Below are 16,882 nucleotides of genomic sequence, written 5' to 3'. Positions count from 1 at the left end.
ACCGGAGCCCGATATGTCAGCCGAACACGTCATCCCGAGAAAACGCCCCCTGGCCCTGCTGATGCTGGCCCTGCTGCCCGGCCTGAGCGCCCCGGCCCTGGCCGAGGGCAAGGGGCCCGCGATCACCGCACCGAGCGTGGCCGCCTGCTCGACCCGCTATCCGCAGGTCGCCGCGCCCTCCCCCGCCCGGCAGGCCGAGGATGCCCAGGCCGCCATCCGTGAAGGCTTCGGCACCCAGCGCGACTGGGGCACCGAGAACGCCGAGCGCCTTGCCGCCGGCGAGACCGGCCTCGATGAGGCCGGCCTGCGCATCCACTATCCCGAGGGCACCTCGTCACCCGGCGACACCGAGAAGGGCGGCGCCGGCTTCTACGCCGCCCCCGATGCCCTGGCCGGCGCCGAGCGCGCCTGCCTGCAGTACCGGGTGCGCTTCGAGCCGGGCTTCGACTTCGTCAAGGGCGGCAAGCTGCCCGGGCTGTACGGCGGCGAGGCGCCCAGCGGCGGCGATGAGGCCGACGGCGAGAACGGCTTTTCCATGCGCTACATGTGGCGGGCCAACGGCCAGGGCGAGCTGTACGAATATGCCGTCGACCAGGACGAGGACTACGGCAAGTCGGTCGGCCGCGGCCGCTGGACCTTCCCCACCGGCCAGTGGGTGACCCTGGAGCAGGAGATCATTCTCAACGATCCCGGCCAGGACAACGGCATGGCCCGCGTGTGGGTGGACGGCCATCCGATCCTCGAACAGCGCGGCATCGTCTATCGCACCAGCGAGTCGGTGACCATCGACGGCCTGATGTTCTCCACCTTCTTCGGCGGGCACGGCAAGGACTGGCGCACGCCGCGCGACCAGCACGCCGACTTCGCCGGCTTCCGCTTCTATGCCCCCCGATCCTGATCCCGAGGAATCCCGATGTCCCTGTCCCTCTCCACCGGCCCACGCCGCGGCGCCCTGCCCCGTCGTCTGCTCGCCGGCCTGTCCCTGGCCCTGAGCGGGCTGGGCGCGGGCGGGCTGTCCACGGCCCAGGCCATGACCCTCGAGCAACGCGCCGAGCTCGACCTGTCGAACTACGAGGTGACGGCCCCCGACGCCTCCTACTTCGACGTCGAGAAACGCATGGCGCTGCTCGAGGGCACCGACAACGCGATCCTGCTGCAGGAGATCGATCAGCTGTCCACGGGCACCAGCTGCTCACAGCTGCTGCAGTACAAGCCGATCGACACCCGCATGCGGATTCCAGGCTACTACCCCAGCCCCAAGGAGTGGGAGCTGGCCTCGGAGCCGCTGTTCCAGTTCGAGGACAACGTCTCGCACCTGGCCGGCAGCTACGTCGCCACCGGCGATGCGTACTACGCCGAATGCCTGGTGCGCTTCCTCGACAAGTGGTCCCAGGACGAGGCGCTGACCAACTTCTACTACGACTCCATGGAACCCCAGGCCTGGTTCGCCACCGAGTCGATGATCTTCGCCGCGGCCATGGCCTACTCGGTGGTGCGCCCCGAGATCGAGGGCATGCGGGAGGAGCGCGAACGGATCGAGGCCTGGCTCAACGAGCTGGCCCATCAGCATTCCGACATCCAGGGGCAGCCCGGCAACAGCTGCTGCAACAACCACTTCTACCGCCGGGCCCTATACGCCAGCATGGTCGGCGTGCTGACCGAGGACAACGAGCTGTTCCGCTTCGGCGTCAGCGCCATCTACTCCGCGCTGCACGACATCACCGACGAAGGCGCCCTGCCCATGGAGATCGCCCGCGGCCGCCGCGCGACCCACTACCAGAACTACGCGCTGCTCTACCTGATCACCAACATGCAGGTCATCGCGCGCCAGGGCTACGACATCTTCGACCTGGAAGTGGACGGCCACCGCATCCACGACGCCGTCGACTTCGCCCTGGATATCTTCGAGGACCCGGCCGCTCTCGGCGACATGGCGCCCCACGAGCAGTACACCGGCTTCCTCAAGGACAACCAGTACTTCGCCTGGATGGAGATCTACCAGACCCGCTACCACGACTCGCGGATCGCCGACTTCGTCCAGCGTCAGCGTCCCATCTACAACCGCAGTGCCGGCGGCTACATGACGCTCTACTTCATGGCCCCGGACGCCCAGCAGAACATCGTCATGGATGAGACCCAGCGCGAGGACGCCGCGTTCAAGGGCCTGAGCGAGCAGTGAACGCTCGCCCCGACGTTCATCCATCACTTCGAGGCAAACCGACATCATGATCCAGATTCCACGCGACATCTCATCCCCTCGCCAGCCCACGGGTCTGAGACTGGCCGTCTCGGCCACCCTCGTGGCCTGGCTCGGCGGCTGCGCCACCACGCCGCAGCCCGACGCCCACGTCACCGCTCCCGTGCCGCCTCAGTATGCGGACTGGTTCGACGGCGGGCAGCCGCGCACCCTGGAATGGATGCACAAGAACACCGTGGAGAAGGCTCAACAGCTGCTCGAGCAGGGCCGCAGCCAGCAGGCCATCGCCGAGCTCGAGACGCTGATGCAGAAGGGGCTGCCCAAGGGCTACTACGAGATGGCCAAGATCTTCGATCAGGGCAAGGGCGTGCCCCCCGATCCGGAGCGCGCGGCACGGCTCTATTCCGAGGCCATCAAGACGCCCTCCTACATCACCGGTAACGCCTCGCTGAACCTGGCCAAGCTCTACCGCGAAGGGCGCGGCGTCGAGCGCAACGACGTGCTCGCCTACTACCTGATCCAGCAGGCCATCGAGGAAGAGGTCGGCCCCCGGGCACAGGCCGCCATGGCCGAGCTGCTCGTCGAGGGCGGCAACGGCGTCAAAGCCGACCCCGAGCAGGCCGCGGCGCTCTACCGGCGCGCCGCGGAGGCCGACAACGCCACCGCCCTCGAGGCCCTGGCCAAGGCCCACGGTCCCGACGGCTGGCTGGCGGAAGATCGCGGCCTGGCCAGCCAGTACGCCCAGCGCTACGCCGAGCTGCTGGAGCAGGACGCCCGCGCCGGCGACGTCGGCGCCATGAATCAGCTGGCCGGCGTGTTCGCCGAAGACGGCCTGATGGGCAATCAGCCCCAGCGCCACATGCACTGGCTGAACAAGGCCGCCGAGGCCGGCGATCCCGGCGCCCTGAGCCGCGCCGGACGCGCGCTGGTGGAAGGCAACGCGCCCCAGCGTGGCCTGGCGATGCTCGAGCAGGCCGCGCTGGACGGTGATACCTCGGCCATGGAAACGCTGGGCAAGCTGATGCTGGAAGGCAATGCCAACGTGCCCGCCAGCCCGGAGCGGGCCCAGCACTGGCTGAGCGCGGCCATCGCCCAGGGCTCGCTGGATGCCCAGGTCACTCTGGGTCGCGCCCTGCTCGAGGGCGAGGGGCTGCCCGCCGATCCGCGCCGCGGCGTCGAGCTGCTCAAGAAGGCCGGCGAACGGGACGACGCCCTGGCGCTGGCGCTGCTCGGCGCCTACTACCTCGGCGATGAGGGCCATGCCAGCCAGCCGATGCAGGCGCGCGAGTACCTGGAGCGCGCCAACGAGCTGGGCCATCCCTACGCCACCCAGCAGCTGGGGCAGATGTACCTGGAAGGCAACGGCGTGCCGGCCGACGGCCAGCGCGCCGAGGCCCTGCTGAAGGACGCCGCCGACCAGGGCCAGACCGCCGCCCTGCGCATGCTCGGCGAGGCCTACCTGGAAGGCGAGGTGCTGCCCTACCATCCGTCGAAGGCCGAGGAGCTGCTGACACGGGCCGCCGACGCCGGCGACGCCTCCGCCAAGACGGCGCTGGGCGCCGGCTATCTCGAGGGCACGCTCCAGCAGCGTCAGCCCTCGCGCGGCGTCGCCCTGCTGGAGGAGGCCGCCCGCGAGGGTGACGCCTACGCGATGGTGGTGCTGGGCCGTGCCTACCGCAAGGGCGACGGCGTGCCCCGCGACCTGGGCAAGGCCAGCGAGTGGCTGAACCGCGCCCGGGAGGCCGGGCACGGCTCGGCCGAGGATGCCCTGTCACGGCTGCGCTACGACCAGGGCAAGGCCGGCAACATCAATGCCCTGGTGCAGGCCGCGGAAGACGGCCACCCCGGCTCCATGGCGCGGCTCGGCGAAGCCTTCCTCAACGGCCGCGGCGTGCAGCAGAACCTGGGCGCCGCGCGCTCCTGGCTGCAGCGCGCCGCCAGCGAGGGCCATCCCGGCGCCAGCGCCGATCTGGGGCGGATGTATCTGGAGGGCAAGGGCGTGGCACGCGACCCGGCCAGGGGCGCCCGCTACCTGCAGCAAGCCGTCGCCGGCGGCCACGTCGGGGCCCGCGGCGACCTGGGCAAGCTGCTGCTCACCGGCGAGGGCGTCAGCGCCGACCCCGAGCGCGGCATGCGCCTGCTCGAGCAGGCCGCCGCCCGCGGCAACAGCGGTGCCCGCCTGGCCCTGGCCGATGCGCTGCTCGAGGGCGAGCACGTCGCCCAGGACACCCAGCGCGGCATCGAGCTGCTGCGCGAGTCCGCCGAGGCCGGCAACGACTATGCCGCCCAGCGCCTCGGCGCCGCCTACCTCGAAGGCAAGGGCGTCGAGCCCGATCCGCAGCAGGCCAAGACCTGGCTCACTCAGGCCAGCGAGGCCGGCAGCCTCTCGGCGCGCACCCTGCTCGGCACCGCGCTGCTGCGCGGGGAAGGCGGCATGAGCGTCGACGCCGCTCGCGGACGCCGCCTGCTCGAACAGGCCGCCGAGCAGGGCCACGCCGGCGCCCAGGCCACCCTTGGCCGGGAGCTGCTGCGCGGCGAGACTCTCGGCCAGGATCTTCGCCAGGGCGCCGACTACCTGCTGGAAGCCGCGCGTCAGGGCCACGAGACCGCGCGCCTGGCCCTGGCCAAGGCCTATCTCACCGCCAACGGGCTCGAGAACGCCAACCGCGAGCAGGCGCTGCTGTGGCTCGACGAGGTGATGGACGGCGACGGCGAGATGGCCGCCCAGACGCTGCATGACCTGCTGTCCGACCAGGACGCCATGCAGGCGCTGCAGGTGGCATCGGCCGAGCGCTGATACCGCTCGGCCTCTCATACCGAGAGGCCACAGACGACGACGGGCCGGCAGTTACCTGCCGGCCCGTCGTCGTTCGGGGAAGGCCCGAAGGCCTACCCGCCGCGGCGCTCATTCAGCGAACGGCTTACTCACCGAAGGGATTGCGCAGCACGATGGTCTCGTTGCGATCCGGGCCGGTGGAGATGATGTCGATGGAGGTGCCCACCTGCTCCTCGAGGAAGCTGATGTAGGCGCGGGCATTGGCCGGCAGCGCCTCGACGCTCTTGATGCCCAGGGTCGACTCGCTCCAGCCCGGCAGGTCCTGGTAGACCGGCTCGATGGCCTCGTAGCCTTCGGAGTCCACCGGGTTGTCGAGCAGCTCGCCGTCCTTGCTGCGATAGCCCACACAGACGCGGATGTTCTCCAGGCCGTCGAGCACGTCGAGCTTGGTCAGGCAGATGCCGGACACGGAGTTGATCTGCACGGCGTGGCGCAGCGCCACGGCGTCGAACCAGCCGCAGCGGCGCGCGCGACCGGTGGTCGCGCCGAACTCGTGGCCCTTCTCGGCCAGGTGGCGGCCGTGCTCGTCGAACAGCTCGGTCGGGAACGGGCCGGAACCGACGCGGGTGGTGTAGGCCTTGGTGATGCCCAGCACGTAGTCCAGATACAGCGGGCCGACGCCGGAGCCGGTGGCGGTGCCGCCGGCGGTGGTGTTGGAGCTGGTCACGAACGGATAGGTGCCGTGGTCGATGTCCAGCAGCGAGCCCTGGGCGCCCTCGAACAGGATGTTGTCGCCGGCCTTGCGCACGTCGTGCACCAGGCTCACGGTGTCGCAGACCATGGAGCGCAGCTCGTCGGCCATGCGCATGGCGTCGTCGAGCACCTGCTGGAAGTCCACCGGCTCTTCGCCGTGGAACTTGGTCAGCACGAAGTTGTGGTAGTCCAGCACCTCGCCGAGCTTGGAGGCGAAGCGCTCGCGGTGCAGCATGTCGCCCAGGCGCAGGCCACGACGGGCGACCTTGTCCTCGTAGGCCGGGCCGATGCCGCGACCGGTGGTGCCGATCTTGGCCACGCCGCGGGCCTTCTCGCGGGCCTGGTCGAGGCGCTCGTGGTACGGCAGGATCAGCGGGCAGGCCGGCGACAGGCGCAGGCGCTCGCGCACCGGCACGCCCTTGGCTTCCAGCTCGCGGATCTCCTCGAGCAGCGCCTCCGGCGACAGCACCACGCCGTTGCCGATCACGCAGGTCTTGTCGTCACGCAGGATGCCGGAAGGGATCAGGTGCAGGACGGTCTTCTCGCCATCGATGACCAGGGTGTGACCGGCGTTGTGACCGCCCTGGAAGCGCACGACGGCGCCGGCGGACTCGGTGAGCAGGTCGACGACCTTGCCCTTGCCTTCGTCACCCCACTGGGTGCCCAGTACGACTACGTTCTTGCCCATTTGCTCGTCTCTCGTTGCTGCGCCGCCAGCGTCGGGCGGTGCCGATATCGTGTCTGCCTGAGATCAGGCCTGATCGCTGGCCGCTGCCAGCGGCGCGACCTGCCAGCCGCCGTCGGCGGGAACCAGGTGCCGCCGGCAGCGGTGTTCCTGCGGACCGGTGCGCTGCCCGGGCAACGCCTGGACGACCCGCTCGCCCTGCTCGCGCAGGGCCGTGATGGCCTCGGCCAGGCCCTCGCCCTCGGCCGGCGCCCAGATGCCGTCATGGGGCGGCTCGCTGGGCACCAGGTTGGCCAGCAGCTTGAGCTCCAGGGAGAAGCCGGTGGCCGGACGGGCGCGACCGAAGGCGCGACCGGTGTCATCATAGCGGCCGCCCTTGGCCAGCGCCTGGCTGTAGCCGGGCACGTGGGCGGCGAACATCATGCCGGTGTGGTACTGGTAGCCGCGCAGTTCGGCCAGGTCGAAGTAGAGCGCCACGTCGGGGTGCTCGGCGACCACGCCGGCGTGCAGGGCACGCAGCTGATCGAGCGCCGCCCCCACCGCCTGGGGCGCCTCGGCAAAGGCCTCGCGGGCCTGCTCCAGCACCTCGGGACCGCCGTGCAGCTCGCCCAGGGCGCACAGCATGGCCGCCATGGCCGGATCGCTGACGCTTTCCTCGACCCGCGCGGCCAGCTCGCCGGGCGACTTGAGCTCGAGGGCCTCGAACACCGCCTTCTCCTGCTCGGCGCTCAGCTCGGCGGCTTCCACCAGGCTACGGTAGATGCCGATGTGGCCCAGCGCCAGGTGGATCTCCCCGGCGCCGGCGACCTGCAGGCTGGTCAGCGCCAGGCGCAGGATTTCGATGTCGGCCTCCAGGCCAGCGTGGCCGAACAGCTCGAGACCGACCTGCACCGGGCTGCGACCGCCCTGATGGGGGTCGGCCTTGGCGCGCAGCACGGTAGTGCAGTAGCACAGCCGCACCGGGCCCTGGCGCTTCAGCGAGTGGGCATCCATGCGCGCCACCTGGGGCGTGACATCGGCGCTGACGCCCATCATCCGACCGGTCATCTGGTCGGTGAGCTTGAAGGTCTGCAGATCGAGTTCGGTGCCGGTGCCGGTGAGCAGGGAGTCGAGGAACTCCACGGGGGGCGGCATCACCTGGTCGTAGCCCCAGCGATGGTAGAGATCGAGCAACGCCCGGCGCAGCTCCTCCATGCGGCTGGCCTGAGGAGGCAGCACCTCGTCCATGCCGTCGGGCAGTAGCCAGCGGTCAGCGATGGTCATGTCGTTCTTCCTGCAAGACGATGATTGGCCTTCGGCAAGCCTGGCGGCAGGGTGAATCACACGCCTGGCGGAGCGCCGGAGGGGAATGCCGGGAGTGGTCGGCCACAAAAAACGGCCACAAAAAAACCGGGCCACGCCCGGTTACAGGAGTCTATCACGTTTGGCGGCAGGAGGAACCCCGCGAAGACCCGGGCGGGGCGCCCCGCCCGGGCCGTCACTCGCCGCGCTTACTCGCTACGCGGCGCGCTGGGGCTCTTGAGGTACTGGAAGAAGTCGCTGGACGGGTCCAGCACCAGCATGTTGCCGTCGCCCTCGAAGCTCGAGCGATAGGCATCCAGGCTGCGCCAGAAGGAGAAGAACTCCTCGTCCTTGCCGTAGGCCTCGGAATAGATGGCCGCGGCCTCGGCGTCGCCCTCACCGCGCAGGGTCTCGGAACGCTCGTTGGCCTGGGCCAGCAGCACCTGACGGCGGCGGTCGGCGTTGGCGCGAATGCGCTCGGACTCTTCCTGGCCCTGGGCACGCCACTCGCGGGCCTCGCGCTCGCGCTCGGAGCGCATGCGGTCGTAGACCGCCGAGGAGACGTCCTCGGGCAGGTCGATGCGCTTGACCCGGATATCGAGGATCGCCACGCCGAGCTCGTCGCGCATCAGATCGTTGAGCTCCTCGGTGGGCCCGGTCATCAGCTCGTCGCGCTGCTCGGAGATGATCTGCGAGAGGTTCAAACGGCCGAACTCGTTACGCAGACTCTCGTCGACCCGCGGCTGGATCAGCCGCACGGCCTGCAGTTCGTCGCCGGCGGTGGCCTCGTAGTAGCGGGTGGGGTTGACCACCTGCCACTTGACGTAGGAGTCCACGATCACCGCCTTCTGCTCGAGGGTCAGGTAGCGGCTGGCATCGGTGTCCAGCGTCAGCACCCGGGTGTCGAACTTGCGGATGGTCTGGGTGATCGGGATCTTGAAGTGCAGACCCGGCTGGATGTTCTCCTCGACCACCTCACCGAAGCGCAACTTCACGGCGCGTTCGGTCTCGTCGATCACGTAGAGGCTGTTGCTGGCCAGCCAGGCCACGGCGGCCAGGCCGCCGACGATGAGCAGGGAACGGTTATTGATCATCGTTAACGGCCCTCCCGGCTGATTCCGTTGCTGCGAGCACTGCGGCTGTCACTGCTGCCGTCGGCCTGGCTGGCGCTCAGGCGCTCGAGGAGCTGAGGGTCCATCGACACGCGGTCGTCGCCCTGGCTGCCGGCGGCGCCGGTGCCGCCGCGGCTCAGGCGATCCATCGGCAGCACCATCAGCGGCGCGTCGTCGTTGACGTCGACCATCACCTTGGCGGTGTCGCCGTAGACGTCGGTCAGGGCGTCGAGGTAGAGGCGCTCGCGCATGATCGCCGGCGCATCCTGGTACTGGGTCAGCAGCGCGTTGAAGCGGTTGGCCTGACCGCGGGCCTCGGCCACCACCGATTCGCGATAGCCCTGGCCCTGTTCGACGATGCGCTGGGCCTGGCCCTGGGCGGCCGGGATCACGGCGTTGGCATAGGCCATGGCCTGGTTGATGGTGCGCTGGCGATCCTCGCGGGCCCGGATGACGTCGTCGAAGGCGTCCTGCACCGCGTCGGGCGGCGAGGTGGACTCGACGTTCAGGGTCTGCAGGCGGATGCCGGTGCCGTAGCTGTCCAGGTAGGACTGCAGGCGGCTGGCCACCGCGGTGCCGAGGATCTCACGGCCGGAGGTCAGGATGTCGATCATGTCGGTGCCGCCGACCACGTGGCGCAGCGCACTGTCCAGGGCGTTCTCGAGCGAGAGCTCCGGATTGCGCACGTTGAGCACGTAGCCGCGCGGATCGGCGACCTGGTACTGGGCCGAGATCTCGACGGAGACGATGTTCTCGTCCTGGGTGAGCATCGACTGGGTCTGGCTGACCGAGCGCACCCGCGTCACGTTGACCATGCGCACGTCATCGATCAGCGGCGGGTTCCACTGCAGGCCGGGGGTGACCACTTCCTGGAACTTGCCGAACCGCAGCACCACGCCGCGCTCGGACTGGTCGACCAGGTAGAAGCCGGACGCGGCCCAGATGGCCAGGGCCACGATCAGCAGCAGGCCGGGCAGCGCGAAGGCGTTGCGCGGCTTGCCGCCGCCACCGCCCTTGCCACCGTTGCCGCCGCGCTTGCCGCGACCGCCCAGCATGCCGTTGAGCTTGTCCTGAAACTTCTTCAGGGCCTCGTCGAGGTCGGGCGGCCCCTGATTGTTGCCGCCACCGCCGCGGTTGCCACCGCCGCCGTTACCGCCGCGGCGCCCTCCCCCGCTCCAGGGGTCGTGCTGGTTGCCGCCGCCACCGGGCTCATTCCAGGCCATACGTCGTCTCCACTCTGCGTTGCGTTCCGCCGCGCGCTGCGGCGCGACGGGCATCGGTTGCGATCCTTGTGGTGCCGACCCTGGTGTGTCGGCACCCGAAGGCGACTCTTTATTACGTGCTCGTGATTCCGGGCTCGCCGTTCCGGGCTCGTTCCTGTCTCATCCGCGCCTCGCGGTTCCCCGTTCACTGCTCCCAGAGGGGGCGATCCTGCAGCGCCTCCGGCAGGTAGTCATCGGCGCGCTCGCCGAGCCGTGCCATCAGCTGCAGGAAATCGCGACGCGGCAGGCGGATCTCGAGCTGGGTACGGCCCATCTCGTCGAAGCGTTCCTCGCGCACCGCGCCCAGCTCGTGCAGGCCGGCACGCAGCTTGCCCTGGTGCGGCTCCAGGGTGACGTCGAAGTCGATGATGTCATCGGCCAGGCACTCGGAAAGCGCCTGCTCGAACAGTTCCAGGCCCTTGCCGTCGCGGGCCGACAGCCACACCGTCTCGGGCATGCCGTCGGCGCCGCGCTCGATGCGCGGGGCGCTGTCGAACATGTCGATCTTGTTCATCACCTTGAGCGTCGGCACGTCCAGGGCACCGATCTCGTCCAGCACCTCTTCCACCTGGCTCACGTTGAGATCGCGGTCGGCGTCCGCCGCGTCGATCACGTGCACCAGCAGGCTGGCCTCGGCGGCCTCCTGAAGGGTGGCCTGGAAGGCCTCCACCAGCTTGTGCGGCAGGTGGCGGATGAAGCCCACGGTATCGGCCAGCACCACCGGCCCCACGTCCTCGATCTCCAGGCGCCGCAGCGTCGGGTCGAGGGTAGCGAACATCTGGTCGGCCGCATAGACCTGCGAGGCGGTCACGGCGTTGAACAGCGTCGACTTGCCGGCGTTGGTATAGCCGACCAGCGAGACGCTTGGGACCTCGGCGCGGGAGCGCGCCCGCCGGTTCTGGTCACGCTGGCTGCGCACCTTGTCGAGGCGCTTGTGGATCGCCTTGATACGCCCGCGCAGCAGGCGGCGGTCGGTCTCGAGCTGGGTCTCACCGGGACCGCGCAGGCCGATGCCGCCCTTCTGGCGCTCCAGGTGGGTCCAGCCGCGCACCAGGCGCGTCGACATGTACTCGAGCTGAGCCAGCTCGACCTGCAGCTTGCCCTCGTGGGTCCGCGCCCGCTGGGCGAAGATGTCGAGGATCAGGCCGGTACGATCGAGCACGCGACACTTGAGCGACTGCTCGAGGTTACGCTCCTGGGAGGGGCTCAGCGCGTGGTTGAAGATCACCAGCTCGGCCTTGTGGACCTGCAGCGCCTCGCGCAGCTCCTCGACCTTGCCCGAACCGATGAAGGAACGGGGGTCGGGACGGTTGCGCGAACCGGTCAGCAGGGTGGCCGGCTCCGCGCCGGCCGAGCGCACGAGCTCGAGGAACTCGCCTGGATCCTCGCGCTCCTGCTCGTCCTGGAAGTCGACATGGACGAGGACCGCCGTCTCACCGGCGTCGGGACGTTCAAAAAACAATCAATACCTCACGCGTTGCTTTCCGACGGCGCGTCGGGGGCCGGCAGCCGCACGTTGCGCGACGGCACAACGGTGGAGATGGCGTGCTTGTAGACCATCTGACTGACGGTGTTGCGCAGCAGGATCACGAACTGATCGAAGGATTCGATCTGGCCCTGCAGCTTGATGCCGTTGACCAGGAAGATCGAGACCGGAATGCGCTCCTTGCGCAGGATGTTCAGGTACGGATCTTGAAGGGACTGCCCTTTGGACATGTTGCTCTCCCTGAATTGTTTCTGGAGTTGATCATTCTGTGCTCGCCCCGTCCGGGGGCGACACGGGTAACCGATGAGCCCGGTCGTACGGCCGCTCGAAACGGCCATCTTACGCTAAGTCCCGAATTCGCGCACCAGTTTCAGGAGCTCGTCGAGCGGCGCGGCGCCCAGACTGTCGACCCAGTGCAGCTCGGGCCAGCGGCGCATCCAGGTCAGCTGCCGCTTGGCCAGCTGCCGGGTGGCGACGATGCCACGGTGACGAAAGGTCGCACGGTCGACCTCGCCCTCGAGGTATTCCCACCCCTGACGATAGCCCACGCTCTTCATCGACGGGAGGTCCGGCGTCAGATCGCCGCGCGCCTTGAGCGCGGCCATCTCGTCGAGGAAGCCGGCCTCGAGCATGGCGTCGAAACGCCGGGCGATGCGGGCGTGCAGCACGGCGCGATCGGCGGGTGCGAGCCCTATCGACAGCGGCCGCCAGGGAAAGGTTTCCGGGCGCTGTTCGTGCCACAGCTCGGTGAGCGATCGACCGCTGACGCGATACACCTCCAGCGCCCGCATCAGCCGCTGGGGATCGTTGGGATGGATGCGCTCGGCGGCGGCCGGGTCGACCCGCGCCAGTTCCCGGTGAAGGCCGGCCAGGCCCAGGCGTTCGGCGTCGCGCTCCAGCTCGGCGCGCACCTCGGCGTCCGCCGACGGCAGGTTGGCCACGCCCTCGATCAGGCGCTTGAAGTACATCATGGTGCCGCCGACCAGCAGCGGCACTCGCCCGGCCGCGGTGATCTCGGCCATCTCGCGCAGCGCGTCCTCACGGAACTCCGCCGCCGAGTAGGGCTCGGCCGGGTCGCGGATGTCGATCAGCCGATGCGGCGCACGCGCAAGCTCGTCCGCCGAGGGCTTGGCGCTGCCGATGTCGAGGCCGCGATAGACCATCGCCGAATCGACGCTGACCAGCTCGCAGCCCAGCCGCTCGTGCAACTCGATGGCCAGGTCGGTCTTGCCCGCGGCGGTGGGGCCCATCAGGAAGATGGCGGGTGGGCGGGTGTCATGCATCGTCGTTTATTGACCTCTCAGGAAGAGGCGATCCAGTTCTTTCATGCTCAGCTCGGTCCAGGTCGGCCGACCGTGGTTGCACTGGCCGCTGCGCTCGGTGATCTCCATGTCGCGCAGCAGGGCGTTCATCTCCTCGACCGTCAGCTGACGGTTGGCGCGCACGCTGCCGTGGCAGGCCATGGTGGCCAGCAGCTCGTTGATGTGCGCCTCGAGGCGGTCCGAGCGGCCGTAGCGCTCGAGGTCACCCAGCATGTCGCGGATCAGCGGCTCGACGTCGGCGTCGACCAGCAGCGTCGGCACCTGGCGCACCAGCAGCGTCTCGGGGCCGGCCACGTCGAGTTCCACGCCGAGCCGGGCGAAGGCCTCGTGCTCGGCCTCGGCGGTGGCCACCTGGGCGGCGCTGGCCGCCAGCGAGACCGGCACCAGCAGCGGCTGCGCCTGCAATCCTCCTTCGCCCCCGGCCCCACCGTGCACCTGGGTCTTCATGCGCTCGTAGACGATGCGCTCGTGGGCGGCGTGCATGTCGACAATCACCATCCCGCGCTCGGTCTGGGACAGGATATAGACGCCGTGCAGCTGCGCCACGGCGTAGCCCAGCGGCGGCGCCTTGGTGGCATCGGCTTCCGGCATCGCCGGCCGCGGCGCGGCCTGGGGCGTCGATTCCGGCGACACCGGACTCTCGGCGGGCGCCGCGACCGCGGCGCCGAACGGCGCGCGCGCCTGGCGCTCGGCCAGCGCCACGTCGGCGGCGGACCCGCCGGCGCCCGGGGCGGCGGGCTGGGGCGTCAGCAGGCTCTCCTCGTGCTCGGGATGCAGCGCCCGATAGCCCTCCATGAAGGCACGCACGCGATCCGGCGAGACCTTGCGCTCGCCCTCCTCCGCGCGGCCGTGCAGCGCCATGGGCTGCTGCTGCCAGGCGGGCTGGGGCGCCCCCTCGCGGACCTCGTTGGCCTGGGGCGACGCCTCGCCCGGCGTGGCGACACCGGCCTCGCTGGCCTCGTCCTCTTCCGCTTCACCGCCCGCGCTGGCGCCGGCACGGGCCTCGCCCAGCGCCCGGTGCAGGCTGGAGAACAGGAAGTCGTGGACCATGCGCCCGTCGCGGAAGCGCACCTCGTGCTTGGTCGGGTGCACGTTGACGTCGACCACCGTCGGGTCGACCTCGAGATACAGCACGAACACCGGATGGCGGCCGTGGAACAGCACGTCGCGATAGGCCTGGCGGATGGCGTGGGCCACCAGCCGGTCGCGCACCACCCGACCGTTGACGAAGAAGTACTGCTGGTCGGCCTGGGCCCGGGAATGGGTCGGCAGCCCGACCCAGCCCCACAGGCGCAGCCCGCCGGTCTCGAGGTCCAGATGCAGGGCGTTCTCCAGGAAGCCCTTGCCGAGCAGCGCCTGCAGGCGACGCTCGTGGCCCACCAGATCGCCGCCGGGGCGCAGCTGATGGATGGTCTTCTGGTTGTGGCGCAGCACCCAGCCGACATCCAGCCGCGACAGCGCCTGGCGGCGGAAGGCCTCCTCGACGTGGCCGAATTCGGTCTTCTCGGTGCGCAGGAACTTGCGCCGCGCCGGCGTGTTGAAGAACAGGTCGCGCACCGTCACCGAGGTACCGCGCGGATGCGGCGACGGCGTGACCCGCGGCTCCATGCGCCGGCCCTCGACCACCACCCGCCAGCCGCCGGTGGGATCGTCCTGGGTATTGGAGACCAGCTCGAGCCGCGACACCGAGCTGATCGAGGCCAGCGCCTCGCCGCGGAAGCCGAGGCTGGCCACGCCCTCGAGGTCCTCGAGGGAGGCGATCTTGCTGGTGGCATGACGCGACAGCGCCAGCGGCAGGTCGTCCTCGTCGATGCCGCCGCCGTCGTCGCGCACCCGGATCAGCCGGGCGCCGCCGGACTCCAGCTCCACCTCGACGCGGCGCGCGCCGGCGTCGATGGCGTTCTCGACCAGTTCCTTGACCACCGAGGACGGCCGCTCGACCACCTCGCCCGCGGCGATCTGGTTGGCCAGCCGGGGATCGAGGATCCGGATATGTGAGTTATCGCTCATAACGCTCCCGTGCTCCGCTCACGAACGGGGAATCTGCAGCACCTGCCCGACCCGGATCACGTCGCCGTTCAGCTCGTTGGCCTGTCGCAGCTGCGCCACCGGCACGCCGTGGCGGGCGGCGATCTCGGACAGGGTGTCGCCGGGCTGGATACGGTATTCGTTGCCCCCGGTGCCACGCCCCTGGTCGCGCTGCCAGGCCAGCAGGCTGGCCGGCGGCGGGTTGCGCCGGAAATGCGCCCGGATGCCGCCGAACACCGCGTCCATCATCCGGTCCTGATAGCCCGGCTGCTGCAGGCGACGCTCCTCGTCGGGATTGGAGATGAAACCGGTCTCGACCAGCAGCGAGGGAATGTCCGGCGACTTGAGCACCACGAAGCCGGCCTGCTCGACGCGCGGCTTGTGCAGGTCGTTGATCCGCCCCAGCCGGTCGAGCACCTGGCCGCCGATGGTCAGCGAGTCGTTCAGGGTCGCGGTCATGGTCAGGTCGAGCAGCACACCGCGCAGCACCTCGTCCTTGTCGTCCAGCGACAGGTTGCCGTCGACGCCGCCGATCAGGTCGGAGCGATTCTCGGAGGCCGCCAGCCACTGGGCGGTCTCGGAGGTCGCCCCGCTCTGGGACAGCGCGAAAACCGAGCTGCCGTGGGGCCGCGGGCTGCGGAAGGCATCGGCGTGGATCGAGACGAAGAAATCGGCCTTCTGCTCCCGGGCGATGCGAGTGCGCTGACGCAGACCGACGTAGTAGTCGTCGTCGCGAATCATCACCGCCTTGAAGCCCTCGGTGGCGTTGATCTTGCGCGCCAGCCGGCGTCCCATCTCCAGCACCACGTCCTTCTCCCGGGTGCCGCTGGGCCCGATCGCCCCGGGGTCCTCGCCACCGTGCCCCGGGTCCACGGCGATGATGATATCGCGCTTGGGATGCGGCTGGGCCGGCTCCTGCACCGGCGCCGAATCGACGACATCGCGCCCTTGCACCCGAGCCTGTGCCTGGGCGCGGTCGGCGGCGATCTCCTGATCGCGGATCATCGCCTCGATGGGATCGATCGGGTCCTCCACGGCGCTCTCGCCGGGATACTCGAGATCGACCACCAGGCGGTGACCGTACTGTTCGTTGGGCGCCAGCCTGAAGTGGCGCGGCTCGACCTCGCGATTGAGCTCCAGCACCACGCGCAGGTCATCGCCGTCGCGCACGCCGGTGCGCACGTCGCTGATGGCGCTGCCCTCGAGGTCGAGCCGCTCGACGTCGGCGGCCAGGCGGGTGTCCGCAAGGTCGATGACCAGCCGGCGCGGATCGTCGAGGCTGAACACATTGGCCTCGGCCGAGGACGACAGGTCGAACACCAGCCGCGCATGGTCGGGGGCCGCCCACAGGCGCAGGTTGTCGACGCTGGCCGCGAAGGCCGCGGACGGCATCAGCGCCGCCAGCGCCAGCAGGCCGCCGAGCAGACGCCGGGACACGTTGCCCCGACTCATGAGAGGCGGCCGCCTTGCGAACCCGTCGCCCCGGGCTGCTCTGCCTCGGGCCGCTCTGCTGCAGACAAAGAGGCATCGGCGGCCAGGCGCTCGAGCACCGCGCGGCCGTGGTCGCTGCCGGCGGCCAGCGTCGCCCGGCGGCCCTCGCCGTCCAGGCTCAGCGCCACCGTCAGGTCCGGCGTCGGCAGCCAGCCCTCGCCGCGGGCCGGCCACTCGATCACGCACAGGGCATCGTCGGCCAGCAGGTCGCGGCCGCCGATGAACTCGAGCTCCTCGGGGTCGCCCAGGCGGTAGAGGTCGAAGTGGTTCACGCGCACCGTCTCGAGCGCGTAGGGCTCGACCAGGGTGTAGGTGGGGCTCTTGACCACGCCGCGATGCCCGTAGGCGCGCAGGATGCCGCGGGTCAGGGTCGTCTTGCCCGCGCCCAGCTCGCCCTCGAGAAAGAGCAGGCCGTGGCCGTCGAGGGCCCGGCCGAGGGATTCGCCGAAGGCCACCTGGCGGTCTTCGTCATCGAGTCGCAGCTGCATC

13 protein-coding genes are annotated in these 16,882 nt (G+C 69.9%); 3 read left to right on the top strand and 10 right to left on the bottom strand.

The genetic code is table 11. The features are described from left to right. Positions 1–13 precede the first annotated feature (13 nt). From QWG60_RS04420 to QWG60_RS04410, 3 genes are read left to right on the top strand one after another with little or no spacing between them, the layout of a single operon-like run. A complete protein-coding gene (locus QWG60_RS04420; RefSeq protein WP_035598031.1) occupies positions 14–898 on the top strand; it encodes a polysaccharide lyase in 885 nt (294 codons plus the stop codon). A 15-nt stretch (positions 899–913) separates the two neighbouring features. Next, positions 914–2,179, top strand: coding sequence for an alginate lyase family protein (locus tag QWG60_RS04415; RefSeq protein ID WP_246124718.1), 1,266 nt, complete (start codon positions 914–916; stop codon positions 2,177–2,179). A 46-nt stretch (positions 2,180–2,225) separates the two neighbouring features. Further along, complete coding sequence (locus tag QWG60_RS04410; protein ID WP_146909652.1) at positions 2,226–4,994, top strand: tetratricopeptide repeat protein; 2,769 nt, start codon at positions 2,226–2,228, stop codon at positions 4,992–4,994. A 124-nt stretch (positions 4,995–5,118) separates the two neighbouring features. Here QWG60_RS04410 and QWG60_RS04405 read toward each other — a convergent pair whose 3' ends face one another. The 10 genes from QWG60_RS04405 to tsaE form a co-directional block, all read right to left on the bottom strand. Next, entirely contained in the window at positions 5,119–6,414 is a 1,296-nt protein-coding gene (locus tag QWG60_RS04405; RefSeq protein WP_035598036.1) for an adenylosuccinate synthase, read from the bottom strand. Between the two features lie 63 nt (positions 6,415–6,477). After that, the gene (locus QWG60_RS04400; protein ID WP_035598038.1) at positions 6,478–7,674 is read right to left on the bottom strand and encodes an ATP phosphoribosyltransferase regulatory subunit; all 1,197 of its coding nucleotides are present in this window, start codon (positions 7,672–7,674) and stop codon (positions 6,478–6,480) included. Positions 7,675–7,901: 227 nt separating this feature from the next. Further along, positions 7,902–8,786, bottom strand: a complete 885-nt coding sequence (gene hflC, locus QWG60_RS04395) for a protease modulator HflC (protein ID WP_035598040.1) — start codon at positions 8,784–8,786, stop codon at positions 7,902–7,904. A 2-nt stretch (positions 8,787–8,788) separates the two neighbouring features. Further along, entirely contained in the window at positions 8,789–10,027 is a 1,239-nt protein-coding gene (gene hflK, locus QWG60_RS04390) for an FtsH protease activity modulator HflK (RefSeq protein ID WP_106488504.1), read from the bottom strand. A 184-nt stretch (positions 10,028–10,211) separates the two neighbouring features. Beyond that, positions 10,212–11,528 carry a ribosome rescue GTPase HflX gene (hflX, locus tag QWG60_RS04385; RefSeq protein WP_146909654.1) on the bottom strand — a complete coding sequence of 439 codons (1,317 nt, stop codon included), beginning with the start codon at positions 11,526–11,528 and terminating at the stop codon, positions 10,212–10,214. A gap of 8 nt (positions 11,529–11,536) precedes the next feature. After that, positions 11,537–11,782: an RNA chaperone Hfq gene (gene hfq / locus QWG60_RS04380; RefSeq protein WP_016855436.1), complete on the bottom strand. Its 246-nt coding sequence runs from the start codon at positions 11,780–11,782 to the stop codon at positions 11,537–11,539. 114 nt (positions 11,783–11,896) lie between these two features. Next, positions 11,897–12,835, bottom strand: a complete 939-nt coding sequence (gene miaA, locus QWG60_RS04375; protein WP_146909656.1) for a tRNA (adenosine(37)-N6)-dimethylallyltransferase MiaA — start codon at positions 12,833–12,835, stop codon at positions 11,897–11,899. A 6-nt stretch (positions 12,836–12,841) separates the two neighbouring features. Further along, a complete protein-coding gene (gene mutL / locus QWG60_RS04370; RefSeq protein WP_146909658.1) occupies positions 12,842–14,884 on the bottom strand; it encodes a DNA mismatch repair endonuclease MutL in 2,043 nt (680 codons plus the stop codon). Positions 14,885–14,902: 18 nt separating this feature from the next. Beyond that, positions 14,903–16,354, bottom strand: coding sequence for an N-acetylmuramoyl-L-alanine amidase (locus QWG60_RS04365; RefSeq protein ID WP_046079149.1), 1,452 nt, complete (start codon positions 16,352–16,354; stop codon positions 14,903–14,905). Further along, complete coding sequence (gene tsaE / locus QWG60_RS04360) at positions 16,351–16,881, bottom strand: tRNA (adenosine(37)-N6)-threonylcarbamoyltransferase complex ATPase subunit type 1 TsaE (protein WP_246124722.1); 531 nt, start codon at positions 16,879–16,881, stop codon at positions 16,351–16,353. The genes QWG60_RS04365 and tsaE overlap by 4 nt, the downstream gene beginning before the upstream one ends. Position 16,882: the final 1 nt, after the last annotated feature.

It is taken from the genome of Halomonas halophila (genome assembly GCF_030406665.1).
Lineage (GTDB): Bacteria > Pseudomonadota > Gammaproteobacteria > Pseudomonadales > Halomonadaceae > Halomonas > Halomonas halophila.
The sequence above is the reverse complement of the archived record's forward strand: the minus strand, read 5'-3'. Positions and strand labels throughout refer to the sequence as shown.

What these genes read in the sequence shown, in the direction of transcription:
- QWG60_RS04420 (WP_035598031.1), top strand. Translation starts at nt 14, where the DNA reads ATGTCAGCCGAACACGTCATCCCGAGAAAACGCCCCCTGGCCCTGCTG.
- QWG60_RS04415 (WP_246124718.1), top strand. Translation starts at nt 914, where the DNA reads ATGTCCCTGTCCCTCTCCACCGGCCCACGCCGCGGCGCCCTGCCCCGT.
- QWG60_RS04410 (WP_146909652.1), top strand. Translation starts at nt 2,226, where the DNA reads ATGATCCAGATTCCACGCGACATCTCATCCCCTCGCCAGCCCACGGGT.
- QWG60_RS04405 (WP_035598036.1), bottom strand. Translation starts at nt 6,414, where the DNA reads ATGGGCAAGAACGTAGTCGTACTGGGCACCCAGTGGGGTGACGAAGGC.
- QWG60_RS04400 (WP_035598038.1), bottom strand. Translation starts at nt 7,674, where the DNA reads ATGACCATCGCTGACCGCTGGCTACTGCCCGACGGCATGGACGAGGTG.
- hflC (WP_035598040.1), bottom strand. Translation starts at nt 8,786, where the DNA reads ATGATCAATAACCGTTCCCTGCTCATCGTCGGCGGCCTGGCCGCCGTG.
- hflK (WP_106488504.1), bottom strand. Translation starts at nt 10,027, where the DNA reads ATGGCCTGGAATGAGCCCGGTGGCGGCGGCAACCAGCACGACCCCTGG.
- hfq (WP_016855436.1), bottom strand. Translation starts at nt 11,782, where the DNA reads ATGTCCAAAGGGCAGTCCCTTCAAGATCCGTACCTGAACATCCTGCGC.
- miaA (WP_146909656.1), bottom strand. Translation starts at nt 12,835, where the DNA reads ATGCATGACACCCGCCCACCCGCCATCTTCCTGATGGGCCCCACCGCC.
- mutL (WP_146909658.1), bottom strand. Translation starts at nt 14,884, where the DNA reads ATGAGCGATAACTCACATATCCGGATCCTCGATCCCCGGCTGGCCAAC.
- QWG60_RS04365 (WP_046079149.1), bottom strand. Translation starts at nt 16,354, where the DNA reads ATGAGTCGGGGCAACGTGTCCCGGCGTCTGCTCGGCGGCCTGCTGGCG.
- tsaE (WP_246124722.1), bottom strand. Translation starts at nt 16,881, where the DNA reads ATGCAGCTGCGACTCGATGACGAAGACCGCCAGGTGGCCTTCGGCGAA.